Genomic DNA, 13,276 nt, shown 5'->3' with positions numbered 1-13,276 from the left:
CCGCTCCCTCGCTACGGCTCACGACAGGTCCACGCAGACGTTCGTGAGTTCGGAGTAGAAGTTCAGCGAGTGCACGCCGCCCTCGCGACCGATCCCGGACGCCTTCACCCCGCCGAACGGGGTACGCAGGTCACGCAGGAACCACGTGTTGACCCAGACGATGCCGGCGTCGAGCCGGGCGCCGGCCCGGTGCGCGACGCCCACGTCCCGGGTCCACACGGTCGCCGCCAGGCCGTACTCGGTGCCGTTGGCGAGGGCGTACGCCTCGTCCTCGGTGTCGAACGGCGCGACGTGCACCACCGGGCCGAAGATCTCCTCCCGGTTGGTGCGGGCGTCCGGGCCGAGCCCGGTGAGCACCGTCGGCTGCACGTACGACCCGCCGTCGCGGGTGTCGCCGAAGGTGGGCGTGCCGCCACCGGTGAGCACCTCGGCGCCCTCCGAGCGGGCCAGCTCGTACGCGCCGAGCACCTTCGCCCGGTGCTGGTGGGAGATCAGCGGCATGGTGGCGGTGGCCTCGTCGGTCGGCCAGCCGTACGCCAGCTCGCCGGCCCGCTTCGCCAGCCGCGCGGTGAACTCCTCGAAGACCGGGCGCTGCACGTAGATGCGCTCGGTGCAGAGGCACACCTGCCCGCCGTTGGTGAAGCTGGACCGCACCGAGCCGGCCACCGCGGCGTCCAGGTCGGCGTCGGCGAAGACCAGGCCGGCGTTCTTGCCGCCGAGTTCGAAGCTCACCGCCTTCACCCCGTCGGCGGCGGCCCGCATGATCGCGCCGCCGGTGGCCGACTCGCCGGTGAAGGTGATCGCGTCGACGCCCGGGTGGCGGGTGAGGAACTCGCCGGCCGAGTCCGGCCCGAAGCCGTGCACCAGGTTGAACACCCCGGCCGGTACGCCAGCGGCGGCCATCACCTCGGCGAGCACCGTCGCCGAGGCGGGAGTCTCCTCGCTGGGCTTGACCACGACGGCGTTGCCGCAGGCCAGCGCCGGAGCCACCTTCCAGGTGAGCAGCAGCAGCGGCAGGTTCCACGGCACGATGACCGCAACCACGCCGACCGGCTTGCGCAGCGCGTAGTTGAGTGCCCGGCCGCCGGTCGGGGTGACCGTCGTGAACGACTCGGTGGGGGCGGTCGCCACGATCTCCGCGAACGCCCGGAAGTTCGCCGCGCCCCGCGGAATGTCCAGGGTGCGGGCCTGGGCGATGGACTTGCCGGTGTCGGCGACCTCGGCGGTGACCAGGTCGTCGAAGCGGCGCTCCAACTCGTCGGCGACGCGACGCAGCACCTCGGCGCGCTCGCGCTCCCCCATCCGGCCCCACGGCCCCCGCAGTGCCGCCCGGGCGGCGGCCACCGCGTCGTCCACCATGGACTGCGACGCCTCGTCCACCTCGAAGACCTGCTCCCCGGTGACCGGGCTGTCCTTGGCGAACGTACGTCCGCCGTCGACGAACTCGCCGGCGACGAAGTTACGCAACCGCTGCGGGCCATTCGGCGCGTGGCCGGCCATCAGCTGCGGATCCCAGTTGCCGGTCATGCCCGCCTCCCTCGGCTCAGTGCCGCACCGATCGCGCCGACCAGCAGCAGCGCGGCCCCGCCGACGACCGCCCCGAGCACCCGGTGCTGGCGGCGTACCCGGCGGCGAACCTCCGCGTACGGGGTGGTGGAGAACGACACCAGTTCGTACTGGGAAACGTACCGGCCGGGCAGTGCCCGTTCCAGTGCGTGCTCCACCCGCCGGCGGGTCTGGAACACCGGGGAGGCGACCTTGTCCCGCATCTCCACGAAGTTGGTCAGCGCCATCGTCGCGATGGCCTCGGCGTTCTCCTGTCGGCGCCGCTGGAACAACGGCAGCGCCGCCAACCAGTCGTCGGCGCACTCGTCCAGGCAGCGGTCCAGCTCCACCACGTCCTCGAAGGCGCAGTTGGCGCCCTGGCCGTAGAACGGCACGATGGCGTGCGCCGCGTCGCCGAGCAGACCGACCTTCCCGTTGACCTGCCACGGGGTGCAGCGCACCGTGCCGAGCACGCCCACCGGGTTGTGCTGGTAGTCGTCGACCAGGTTCGGGGCCAGCGGGACCACGTCCGGGTAGTGCTCGGTGAAGTGCCGTTCGATCTCCGCCGGGCTGGTCAGCGAGGCGAAGCTGCCCGCACCGTCGTTGGGCCAGAACAGCGTGCAGGTGAAGGAGCGGTCCGGGTTCGGCAGCGCGATCATCATCGAGGTGCCGCGCGGCCAGATGTGCAGCGCGTCCGGGTCCAGGGCGAAGTCCCCGCCCAGCGGCGGAATCGTCAGCTCCTTGTAGCCGTAGTCGAGGAAGTCCACGCTCTCCTCCAGCAGCCCGTACGCGAGCAGTTGCCCGCGCACCGCGGAGCCGGCTCCGTCGGCACCCAGCACGACCGACGCCTTCGCCGCGACCGGGCCCTGCGGGGTCTCGAAGCTCAGGGCGCCGTCGGTCGGGTCGAGCCCGACCAGCCGGTGGTCGAAGACGACCCGCACGCCCGGCAGCGCGGCGGCCTCGTCCAGCAGGGCGTTGTTCAGCGCACCCCGGCTGATCGAGTTGATCGCCCGGTCGCCGGCCGCGCTGTACGACTGGAACTGCTGCTCGCCCTCGACCGGGTGGATCATCCGGCCGCGCATCGGCAGCGCGTCGGTCATCACCTGCTCGGCCAGCCCGATGCGGCGCAACGCGTCCAGGCCGCGCTCGGAGAGCGCCAGGTTGATCGAGCGACCGCGTTCGGCGGTGCCGGCGCGCGGGTCGGAGCGGCGCTCGTAGAGGGCCACCGGGTAGCCACGCCGGGCCAGGAAGCAGGCCGCCAGGCAGCCGGCCAACCCGGCACCGATGATCGCGATCTCGTCGCGCCGCGCGGTCATGAGGTCGCCCCCACCGTCGCGGCGAGCGCTGCGGCGGCACGCCAGCAGTCGAGGTACGTGGAGTACAGCGGCACCGGGGCGAACCGCACGACGTCGGGTTCGCGGGCGTCGGCGATGACCCCGTGTTCGTACCGTAGGCGTTTGGTCAGCTCGTTGGCGCTGCCGGAACCGATACGCACGGAGAGCTGGCAGCCTCGGCGGGCCGGGTCGCGCGGGGTGACCACCCGCAGCGGCCGGCCGACGGTCACCTCGTCGAGCAGTGACTCCAGCCAGCCGGTGAGGCGCTGGCTGCGCGCGCGCAGTGCGCTCATCCCCACCGCGTCGAACAGCTCCAGCGAGGTACGCACCGGACCCATCGCGAAGATCGGCGGGTTGGAGATCTGCCAGGCCTCCACAGTGGCCGGTGGCCGGGACACCGGCGTCATCTCGAACCGGGTGGCCGCAGCGGTGCTCCACCATCCCTCGAACCGGGGCAGGTTCTCGTCGCCGAGGTGCCGCTCGTGCACGAAGACGCCCGCCAGCGCGCCCGGGCCGGAGTTCAGGTACTTGTAGGAGCACCAGGCGGCGAAGTCGACGTCCCAGTCGTGCAGGGCCAGCGGCACGTTGCCGACCGCGTGGGCCAGGTCCCAACCGACCACCGCGCCGGCGGCCCGGCCGGCAGCCGTGATCGCCGGGATGTCCAGCAGCTCACCGGTGAGGTAGTTGACCCCGCCGAGCAGCAGCAGCGCCACCCGGTCGCCCTCGGCGGCCAGGTAGTCGGTCACGTCCTCGGTGCGCAGGGCGTCCTCACCCGCGCGCGGACGCAACCGGACCACTGTGTCGTCCGGGTCCAGGCCGTGGAACCGGGCCTGGCTGCGCACGGCGTAGCTGTCCGAGGGGAACGCGGCGTCCTCGATGACGATGCGGGTGCGCGCGCCGGCCGGTCGGTAGAAACTCACCATCAGCAGGTGCAGGTTGACAGTGAGCGAGTTCATCACCACGGCCTCCGCGGGCCGGGCGCCGACCAGTCGCGCTGCCGGCCCGGTCAACAACTCGTGGTACGGCAGCCAGGGGCGCTCCGCCTCCAGGTGCCCCTCGACGCCGAGCCGCCCCCACGCGTCCAGGTCGGCCAGGAGTTCGTCGCGGGTGGCCCGAGGTTGCAGGCCGAGCGAGTTGCCGGCCAGATACGCCGACTCGGGGTGGTCGCCGCCGTCGGCCGGAGGCACGTGGAACAGGTGCCGGTGGCCGGGGTCGGCCTCGTCCCGGCGACGCGCTTCCGCTTCGGCGGTGGCGAGGCCCAGCGGCTCGGCTTGAGGGGTCGTCATTGCTCTTCTCGCTCTCCGGTCACATCGCGGTGCGGGCTGACCACAGCTCCGGGAAGACCACCCGGGCCATGCTGCGCTGCAACCACGCCAGGCCGGCGGAGCCTCCGCTGCCGACCTTGGCACCCATCGTCCGCTGCACCGCCTTGACGTGGTTCCAGCGCCAGTCGCCGAACTCCTCGGCGACAGCGCTCAGCGCCTCGCCGAGCAGCCGCAGGTGATTGTCCGGGCTGGCGTCGTCGTAGATCCGTACCCAGGCCGCCTCGACCAACGGGTGCGGGTCGTGTTCGACGGCCACGTCCCGGTCGAGCAGGTCGGCGGGGAGGTCGAAGCCGCGCCGGGCGAGCAGCGCGAGCACATCGTCCCAGAGGCTCGGAGTGGCCAGCGCGGCGCTCAGCTCGGCATGCACCTCGGCCTGCCGGCGGAACGGACGGATCAGCGTCGGGTCGCGCAGCCCGAGCAGGAACTCCAACTGCCGGTACATCGCCGACTGGAAGCCGGAGGCCTCACCGAGCAGATTGCGGAACCGGTTGAAGTCGGCCGGGCTCATCCAGCGCAGGCCCTGCCAGGCGGCGTTGAGCCCCTCCAGGTGCAGCTTGGCTCGGCCCAGCGGGGCCAGCGACTCCCAGATCTGGTCGGCGCGGATCAGCCGCTGAGTCTCCCGCAGCTCGTGGCAGGTCAGCCCGAAGTACAGCTCCATGATCTGGCTGACCATCAGGAAGGACATCTCGCCCGGGTCGCTGCTGAGCGGGTGCTGCATCTTGTGCAGGGCGCTGGCCTGCACGTACGCGTCGTACGGCACCATGTCGGCGAACTCCAGGGTCGGCTCACCACCGGTGCGCTCCGCCTGCGCGGCGCGCTGCCCGGGGGTCACCGGTTGCACCGTGGCACGGCGGTTCGGCGCCCGCCGCTCCGTCTGATCCACCATCTCGTCTCCCTCCCCCGGACCTGCCGACGTCATGATCTCGCGGCCGGATCGGCCTGCGGAATGCCGAATCAACGGCTCTCGGCACCTTCGCCTGGCAAACCAAAGGCAACTAGGCGAAGTCGGTTCACGAAAGTAAGGTCTGAGCGTGGACGACATGGACTGGGCGCTGCTGCGCGAGTTGCAGGCCGACGCGCGGCTCTCCTTCAGCGAGTTGTCCCGCCGGGTGCACCTGTCCCCACCGTCGGTCGCGGAGCGGGTCCGCCGGCTGGAGGAGGCCGGGATCATCACGGGCTACCACGCCCACGTCGACCTGAGCCGCGCCGGCCGTACCGTGGTCGCACTGATCCGGATGTCCTGCTACGGCGCACGGTGCATCCTGCACGACCCGGCCGTGGCCGACTGGCCGGAGATCCTGGAGATCCACCGGATCACCGGGGACGCGTGCAGCGTGCTGAAGGTGGCGGCCGGCTCGATCGGTGCGTTCGAGGGGGTCATCGACCGTCTCGCCCCGTACGGCCAACCGTCGAGCACGATGGTCCTCTCCTCCCCGCTGAACTGGCACCCCGTCACCCCCCTCCCCGCCACCGGGCCCGTCCCCCGCCCCCGCTGACCCCGCCCACCCTGCGGGTTTGCCCCCGCGCCAACGGGAAAGCAGCCGGCGTGCCCAGGGGAGGGTTCCGGCGGTCGTCGCCGGTTGGGGGGAAATCATGCAGGCAATCCGCACGATCAACCGCGCGCTCTCGTCCGTACTGACACTGGTGGGGCTGGTCGGGGCGTTCGTCCTGTTGTCGGTCGCGCCGGCGCGAGCCGGTGAGAACGTCTTCGTCGAGGTGACACCGAACAGCGCCCAGGCCGGCAGCCGGGTCAACATCAAGGCGAGCTGCGACAACGACAACAACAACCGACAGTCCAGCGTGCACTCCGACGCGTTCGGGCACGTGATGCTCAAACCGGACAGGGGTTTCCTGACCGGGCAGGCCACCATTGCGAGGGACAAGCCGGCCGGTGACTACCCGGTCGACCTGCGCTGCGAGAACGGCCAGACGTCGTCGACCACGTTGACCGTGTTGAACATGGCCTCACCCAGCAAGGGCCCGGCGACCGGTGGCGGTGGGATGGCCGGCGGGCGCGGCACCGGCTCGCTGCTGGTGCTCGGTGGCGTGGCGTTGGTGGCCACCGCGATCGTGCTCGGGATGGCCGGCGGCCGACGTCGACCGGGAGCCGGCTCCTGAGCCGGATCACCCATGACCCGCAGATCCGCGCGTGCGCGGCGGGATCGCCGCGTCCGCCTCCGGGCCGGGCCGGCGCTGCGCGCGTCGGGCCGGCTGGTGGCCCGCGTCTCCGGACGGCTGCGCCGGGTCGCCGGGCAGGCCGTGTCGGCCAGCGTCACCACCACCGATCCGGCCGCCGGCCCGCTGCCGCCGCGGCGCCCGGCCGGGCCGCCGTCGGCCCGACACCGGTTCGGTACGAGCCCCGGGTTGCCGGTGCTGGCCATCGCCGCGCTGATGGTGCTGATCGTGGCGATGCTCGGCGTCGAGCAGGTGACCGGAATGAGCCTGCTGCCGGACCGGCTCAGCGCCGGCCTGCGACCGCCGCCGAAGAAGTTCCCGGTACTGCCGGCCAGCCATCCCACCAGCCTCGCCATCGAGAAGATCGACGTGCGGGCGCCCGTACACGACGTGGGCATCGCCCCGGACGGCACGATCGCCGTGCCGGACGCGGCCCGCGCCCAGGAGGCCGGCTGGTACGACCAGGGGCCCACCCCGGGCCAGTACGGCCCGGCCGTGATCGTCGGGCACGTCGACACCACGAGCGGACCGGCGGTCTTCCACAAACTGCGCGAGCTGCGCTCCGGTGACGAGATCGAGGTCACCCGCACCGACCAGCGCGTGGCGGTCTTCGAGGTCAACTCGGTGGAGAAGTTCGACAAGGGCCGGCTGCCGGTGGACGAGGTGTACGGCGACTTCAGTCGCCCGAGCCTCCGACTGATCACCTGCGGCGGCCAGTGGGTCGGCGGCGAGACCGGCTACGCGGACAACGTGGTGGTCTTCGCCTCGCTGGTCAAGGCGCGTTCAGGCGGCTGACCGGCGTCGACGTATTCGGCGAGCCGGGCGGCCCCCGTGAGCATGGCCCGGCCTCGTTCGGTGAGCCGTTGCCGCCACTGGCGCAGCGAGGCGGCGAGTGGTTCGGCACCGCCGGCGTCGCGCACTCGACGCAGCACGCCGGCGATGTGGTCGAGCCGGTATCCACCGCGGCGCAACAGGTGGGCCAGTTCGGCGTCCCGGACGTCGTCGGGAAGATAGAGCCGGTAGTGGGTCACCGGATCACGTACCGGTCGCAGCACCCCGGCCCGCTCCCATTTGCGCAGCGTGGCCGCCCGTAGACCGAGCCGGTGAGCCAGCACGCTGATCGGCACGGCTTTCTGGCTCTGCGGTTGCGGTCTCGTTCCGGTGAGCGTCGCCACCGCCGCCTCGACCGCGTCCAGGGTTTCCCGATCGCGCTGGAGCAGGGCATGACCCTGGTCGATGGTGCGCAGCGCGGTGTCGATCTCACCCCGGTTGACGGCCCGCATGATCTCGCCGCTGGCCGCATAGCCGTGGCCCGGGATCAACGCGAGGTAGGCACGCAGCGCCTTGACGTGCAGCTCGGTGAAGCGACGGTAGCCGTTCGGCGTGCGCTGGGCCGGCGGCAGGACGCCGTCCCGTTCGTAGTTGCGCACGGCCTGCGCGGAGAGACCATGGGCGCGCGCGAGGTCGACCGGTCGGCGTACCCCCGGGTTTGAAGGTTTCGTGCCTGTCACCGCGCTCCATCAGTCGTGAGTCTCAACCGCTGGTTCAACGATACGGTTCATGGAATGCCACCTTTTCTCGACCTGTTGGCGGTATCCCCGGAGCTGCTCGCGCTCGGCGAACCGACGCACGGTGAGTCCGCCTTCCTCCAACTCCGCAACGAGGCCTTTCTGTCGCTGGCGGAGCACGGCTACCGCTCGATCGCCGTGGAGAGCGACCGGACGGCCGGGCTGCTCGCCGACGAGTTCGTGCAGGGCATCGCCGCCGTGACGCTCGAACGGGCGCTCGCCGAAGGGTTCAGCCACGGATTCGGGGCGGCACCGGCCAACCGCGATCTCCTGCTCCGGATGCGGGAGTGGAACGCCGGACGGCCGGCCGCCGAGCGCCTGACGTTCCACGGCTTCGACGCCCCGGTGGAGTTGGAGAGCGCCCCGAGCCCGCGCCGCCACCTCAACCAGGTCTGCGAGTTCCTCGACCTGGACCGGGCTGGCGAGATCGACGACCTGATCGGGGACGAGGTGCGGTGGAGTGCCACGGCAGCGATCTGGGAACCCGGCCGATCGGTCGGACGCTCGACCGACGCCCAGCGACTGCGGGTGCTCGCCGACGACCTGCTGACCGAGCTGTACCTGCGGGCGCCGTGGAAGTCAGCGGGCTGGGGGGCGGCGTTCGTGCACGCCACGGCCGCTGTCGCGTTGCTGCGCTACCACGCCGCAGCCGCCGCACCACTGGCCCAGGAGGAACGCTTCGCCCGCCTGGCCGCGGTCCGGGACGCGCTGATGGCCGAGAACCTGCTCGCGATCCGATCGGCCGAGGCACACCGCGGGCCCACACTGGTCTTCGCGCACAACACGCACCTCCAGCGTCACCTGAGCACGATGACGCTGGCCGACACGACGGTGTCATGGGCCGGCGCCGGCGCCATCATCGCGTCGCTGCTGGGCGACCGGTACGCGGTGATCGCCGGCAGCCTCGGCGCGAGCCCGGCGCTCGGCATCGGGCCCCCCGCCGCCTCGACCTACGAGGGTCGACTCCAGCAGGAGACCAGCCTTCCCCGGTACCTGCCGACGTCCGACATCGCCGCGGCCGAGCAGCGAACGCACGACTACCGCTACTTCCCGCTGGACCAGGCCACCGTCGAACACGCCGACGCGGTCCTGCACGTCCCGACCGGTGTCGACACGGCCGTGCTCGCCGATCGGATCGCCGCCCTGCCCGGCGTCGAGCAGGTCGTGGCGAGCGAGGAGAACGGATCACCCGAGGCGGCCTGGGGCGACCGGTTCTTCTTCGTCGGCCCGGACCACCGCCAGCCGTTCGCCACCATCGTCGAGCACGACGTGCCCGGCTTCGACGAGGCCGCACAGCTTGACCGCCCCGGCGTCTTCCGCCTCAACCTGGACCTGGGCCGGGCCGAGTTCGAGCGGCTGTTCGGCTTCCCGCCCAAGGCGTTCGAGGAGCACCGGCACGAGTTCGACTTCGCCCGACTGGACACCTTCGTGCCGCACCCGGGCTACGCACAGTACGGCTTCGCCAGCGTCGTCATGCCCGGTCCGCAACTGCTGCCCGAGATCGACCGGCTACTCGCGATCGCGTACCGCCGAGGGGTCGACCGCCACGAACGCGCAGCGCGCCGGGCAATCCGGCCGCAATCCGGAGCCTGACCACGCCCTACGTGGTCAGGCGGCTGCCTCGGGCTCCCGCAGGTCCAGCCAGTCGGCCCAGCGGGGGTCGGGGGCGCGGTGGCCCAGCACCCGCCAGGCGGTGCCCTTCGGCGGGGCCGGCAACGCGTGCAACCGCCATCCCATCTCGGCCGGCGTCTTGTCGCCCTTGGTGTGGTTGCACCGGGCACACGCGGCGACCACGTTCTCCCAGGCGTGCCGGCCACCGCGACTGCGCGGAAAGACGTGGTCGATGGTCTCGGCCGGGCCCCGGCAGTAGGCGCACCGCCACCCGTCCCGGGCGAAGATCGCCCGGCGGGACAGCCCGACATGCGTTCGGTACGGCACCCGGACGAAGCGCGTCAGCCGGACCACGGATGGCACCGGGAGCGCGTCCCGGGCGCTGTGCAGGATGCCGTCACCGTCGGCGACGCAGACCGCCTTGGCGGAGAGGACGAGGATCGCGGCGCGACGCACCGACACGACACACAGCGGCTCGTAGGTGGCGTTGAGGACCAACGCGCCGGAGCCCACCGTGGGTCTTATGTCAGGCATCGCGCTCACCCTCCCGGTTCAGCGGCTGCTGGGGACCGCCGCCGACCGGGGCCGGGCACAGGGGCCCACACGGTCGGCGCCGGGCCGATCACCGACGTCCGTTGCGCCAATAGTCCCTGATCGGACCCCGGATTGCACGTACTAATCTCTCTTCTGGTAAGCGGATCACCCACGCCGGGACGGGCAACTGCTCCGGCCTGGGCGGACGCCGACGTGTGACACCCCCGCCGCCGGTCATCACCGGTGCCGGACCGGCCGTGCACCACGTCGCTCACCCCGCAGACCGGGCGGCGATCGGTGGTCGGGCGGAGTACGAACGGCTACGCGCCGCGGTGCCAGGGGAGGGAATGAGCATCCTGCCCTCGGCGGTCGGTGTCACCCGGCCGGTGGGTCGGCGACGGCCGCTCGTCCCCCTTGCGGTACGAAGACAGGGTGAGTGCCGCCAGTGTGACGCCCCTAGCCCTGTCCGACGCCGTCTCGGTGAACTGCCAGGGCAGCACCTCCTGCGAGTGGATCTACCGGATCACCGGGTCGTCCTGGTTTGCCGAGGGCAGCTACTGGATCCTGCTCAAACCACTTCGGGTGCTGCTGATCCTGGCACTGGCGATGGTGGCCCGCTGGGCACTGCACCGGACGATCAACCGGTTGGTTCGGACGACCACCGACGGTGCGGTGCCGACGATGCTGCGGCCGCTGCGCGAGCGGGTGCCCACCGCCGCGGTCGACCCGGCCGAGTTCGTGCCCGAGCGACGGAGGCAGCGGGCCGAGGCGATCGGGTCGGTGCTGCGCAGCCTGACCACCGCGTTCGTCTTCGGCATCGCGCTGCTGATGATCCTGCGGGAGTTCAGCTTCGACCTGGCTCCGCTGCTGGCCAGCGCGGGGATCGCCGGCGTCGCGCTGGGCTTCGGCGCGCAGAGCCTGGTGAAGGACCTGATCGCCGGCCTCTTCATGTTGATCGAGGACCAGTACGGCGTGGGTGACAACGTCGACCTGGGCGAGGCGATGGGCGTGGTCGAGTCGGTCGGCCTGCGGGTCACCACGGTGCGCGACGGCCGCGGCGTGCTCTGGTACATCCGCAACGGCGAGATCATCCGGGTGGGCAACAAGAGCCAGGGTTGGGCTCTCGTGGTGGTGGACCTGCCGATCGGTTTCAACAGCACCGAGGAGGCCACGGCGGTGCTACGGACCGCTGCCGCCTCGGTCGCCATGGACCCGGAGCTGTCACCGGAGATCGTGGAGGCGCCCGAGGTGCTGGGTGTCGAGCAGGTGACGGTGGACGGCGCGGTCATCCGCACCGTGGTGAAGACCACCGCGGACGGGCAGTTCGCGGTGGGCCGGGAACTGCGTCGGCGTCTCGCCGAGGCGCTGGAGAATTCGGGAATCACCGCGCAGATCGCTGCGGCCCGCATCTATCCCGGTCTGTCGACCCGGCCGTTGCCCGAGGGTGAGACCGGTCAGGGTGGCGCCACCTGACACCGCCGACACTGTCCGGCAATTCAGGGGTCGCGAGCCGGCCGGCCCCTCGGGTATCGTCCGTTCGTTCAGTCGGGGAGGCGACGAACGACCCGTTCGACCTAGCTAGTTGTCAGACGATCGGGCAGAATCCGGAGCACGCGTTCACACCAAAGCGTGATCACATCCTCGCTGATCCGTAGATCTGACGAGCGCTTCCGGCCGGGCTGCCACGAGCGGCCGAGCCGGGGCCGATGGAGGCGACGGTGCCTGACGAGCGACCTTCCGCGGAAGGGCCCGCCACATTCCGCGAAGTCTTCGGCCAGCACGAGTTTCGGGCTGTGTTCGTGGCCGGCGCTCTCTCCTGGGTCGGCGACTACGTCGCGAAGGCCGCCGTCACCCTGCTCGTCTATCAGCAGACCCGGTCCGTCGCGCTCTCCGCGGCCGCCTTCGCGGTCAGCTTCCTGCCCTGGTTGCTCGGCGGTCCCGTGCTCGCCGCACTCGCGGAGCGGTACCCGTTCCGACGGGTGATGGTGGCGTGCGACATCATCCGGATGGCGCTGATGCTGCTCATCGCCATTCCGGCCCTGCCGTACCAGGCGGTGCTGGTGCTCATTTTCGCCGCCACGCTGGCCAACCCGCCGAGCCAGGCGGCGAAGTCCGCGCTGATCCCGCAGTTGCTCACCGGGGACCGACTGGTGCTGGGGCTGTCGCTGAACAGCAGTGTCGGGCAGGCCGCGCAGGTCGTGGGGTACGTCTTCGGCGCCGCTGTCGCCGCCGTCGACCCGGAGGCGGCGCTGCTGTTCAACGCGGCCACGTTCGGTGTCTCGGCGCTGCTGGTTCGCCTCGGTGTGCGCCACCGCCCGGCGGTCATCAACCCGGAGCACCGCAGCCACCTCCTGCAGGAGACCCGCCAGGGGTTCGGCATCGTGTTCCGCACACCGGTGCTGCGGGCCATCGCGGTGCTGGTGTTCAGTTCGATGCTCTTCTCGATCGTTCCCGAAGGTCTGGCCGCGGCCTGGGCCAACGACGAGAGCCGTGGCGCGGTGAGCGCGGGCACCGCACAAGCAGCGATCATGGTGGCCAACCCGATCGGCTTCATCCTCGGTGGGTTGCTGGTGAGTCGCCTGTTCGGGCCGGCTCGCCGACTGAAGCTGATGCGGCCGCTCGCGGTGCTCGCCCCGTTGGTGCTCGTACCGGTGCTGCTCGACCCCCCGCCGCTGGTGGTCGCGCTGCTCGCCGCGCTCTGCGGGTTCGCCGTCGCCGGCATGATGCCGATGGCCAACGGGTTGTTCGTCCAGGCGCTGCCCAACGGCTTCCGAGCCCGCGCCTTCGGGGTGATGGCCACCGGCATACAGGTCATCCAGGGCCTCGCTGTGCTGGTCACCGGGATGCTCGCCGAACGGTTCCCCATTCCGGTCGTGGTGGGGGTCTGGAGCGCAGCCGGGGTGGTGCTGATGACGGTGGCCACGCTGCGGTGGCCGGACCGGCAGACGGTGGACGACGCGATCACTGCCGCCGCGTTGGCCAACGCCGCTCCGCCGCCCTCCGGGCCCGGCGCCCCGGCCAGCGACCGCCCGGTGGAAGGCAGGTCCGACCCGCATGCCGGTGACGGCCACCGCCGGCACGCGGTCACCTGACCGTCGAACCGACGTCCACCCGTACGGGCCGGGTGCCCGATATTCGAGGTCGTCGACCCGGCGTGATCCGACGCACGCCGTGCGGGTCGGGT

The 13,276-nt window shown here is 71.6% G+C and carries 12 protein-coding genes; 6 read left to right on the top strand and 6 right to left on the bottom strand.

Translation table 11 applies throughout. The annotated features are described in order from the left end of the window. Window positions 1-18: 18 nt before the first annotated feature. From ABTW72_RS15020 to ABTW72_RS15005, 4 genes are read right to left on the bottom strand one after another with little or no spacing between them, the layout of a single operon-like run. Window positions 19-1,500 carry a 2-hydroxymuconic semialdehyde dehydrogenase gene (locus tag ABTW72_RS15020; RefSeq protein WP_350858969.1) on the bottom strand — a complete coding sequence of 494 codons (1,482 nt, stop codon included), beginning with the start codon at window positions 1,498-1,500 and terminating at the stop codon, window positions 19-21. Window positions 1,501-1,523: 23 nt separating this feature from the next. Then, window positions 1,524-2,861 (bottom strand): FAD-dependent oxidoreductase, encoded by a 1,338-nt coding sequence (locus ABTW72_RS15015; protein ID WP_350858810.1) that lies wholly within the window; start codon window positions 2,859-2,861, stop codon window positions 1,524-1,526. Then, on the bottom strand, window positions 2,858-4,165 hold the full coding sequence (kynU, locus tag ABTW72_RS15010) for a kynureninase (protein ID WP_350858807.1): 1,308 nt from the start codon (window positions 4,163-4,165) through the stop codon (window positions 2,858-2,860). The genes ABTW72_RS15015 and kynU overlap by 4 nt, the downstream gene beginning before the upstream one ends. 19 nt (window positions 4,166-4,184) lie before the next feature. Continuing rightward, window positions 4,185-5,087, bottom strand: coding sequence for a tryptophan 2,3-dioxygenase (locus tag ABTW72_RS15005; protein ID WP_350858967.1), 903 nt, complete (start codon window positions 5,085-5,087; stop codon window positions 4,185-4,187). Window positions 5,088-5,235: 148 nt separating this feature from the next. Between ABTW72_RS15005 and ABTW72_RS15000 the strand changes: the two genes are divergently transcribed. The 3 genes from ABTW72_RS15000 (at window position 5,236) to ABTW72_RS14990 (ending at window position 7,174) form a co-directional block, all read left to right on the top strand. Further along, window positions 5,236-5,700, top strand: a complete 465-nt coding sequence (locus ABTW72_RS15000; protein WP_112676060.1) for an Lrp/AsnC family transcriptional regulator — start codon at window positions 5,236-5,238, stop codon at window positions 5,698-5,700. Window positions 5,701-5,797: 97 nt separating this feature from the next. Then, entirely contained in the window at window positions 5,798-6,322 is a 525-nt protein-coding gene (locus ABTW72_RS14995) for a hypothetical protein (protein WP_350858804.1), read from the top strand. Window positions 6,323-6,334: 12 nt separating this feature from the next. Next, the gene (locus ABTW72_RS14990; RefSeq protein ID WP_502892203.1) at window positions 6,335-7,174 is read left to right on the top strand and encodes a class F sortase; all 840 of its coding nucleotides are present in this window, start codon (window positions 6,335-6,337) and stop codon (window positions 7,172-7,174) included. Here ABTW72_RS14990 and ABTW72_RS14985 read toward each other — a convergent pair. After that, complete coding sequence (locus tag ABTW72_RS14985) at window positions 7,117-7,890, bottom strand: MerR family transcriptional regulator (protein WP_350858801.1); 774 nt, start codon at window positions 7,888-7,890, stop codon at window positions 7,117-7,119. The two genes, ABTW72_RS14990 and ABTW72_RS14985, sit on opposite strands and share 58 nt — an antisense overlap. A 54-nt stretch (window positions 7,891-7,944) precedes the next feature. Here ABTW72_RS14985 and ABTW72_RS14980 point away from each other — a divergent pair, with 54 nt between their 5' ends. Then, window positions 7,945-9,540: a DUF6194 family protein gene (locus tag ABTW72_RS14980; protein ID WP_350858798.1), complete on the top strand. Its 1,596-nt coding sequence runs from the start codon at window positions 7,945-7,947 to the stop codon at window positions 9,538-9,540. Between the two features lie 15 nt (window positions 9,541-9,555). Here the strand turns inward: ABTW72_RS14980 and ABTW72_RS14975 are convergent, their stop codons facing one another. Further along, window positions 9,556-10,092, bottom strand: coding sequence for an HNH endonuclease (locus tag ABTW72_RS14975; RefSeq protein ID WP_030488239.1), 537 nt, complete (start codon window positions 10,090-10,092; stop codon window positions 9,556-9,558). A gap of 480 nt (window positions 10,093-10,572) precedes the next feature. Between ABTW72_RS14975 and ABTW72_RS14970 the strand changes: the two genes are divergently transcribed. Together ABTW72_RS14970 and ABTW72_RS14965 are read left to right on the top strand one after the other, a co-directional pair. Continuing rightward, window positions 10,573-11,565: a mechanosensitive ion channel family protein gene (locus tag ABTW72_RS14970; protein ID WP_502892208.1), complete on the top strand. Its 993-nt coding sequence runs from the start codon at window positions 10,573-10,575 to the stop codon at window positions 11,563-11,565. A gap of 233 nt (window positions 11,566-11,798) precedes the next feature. Beyond that, window positions 11,799-13,184, top strand: coding sequence for an MFS transporter (locus tag ABTW72_RS14965; protein WP_350858795.1), 1,386 nt, complete (start codon window positions 11,799-11,801; stop codon window positions 13,182-13,184). The last annotated feature ends 92 nt before the right edge of the window (window positions 13,185-13,276 follow it).

Origin of the sequence: Micromonospora sp. NPDC127501 (assembly GCF_040302185.1) — a bacterium.
Lineage (GTDB): Bacteria > Actinomycetota > Actinomycetes > Mycobacteriales > Micromonosporaceae > Micromonospora.
The sequence above is the reverse complement of the archived record's forward strand: the minus strand, read 5'-3'. Positions and strand labels throughout refer to the sequence as shown.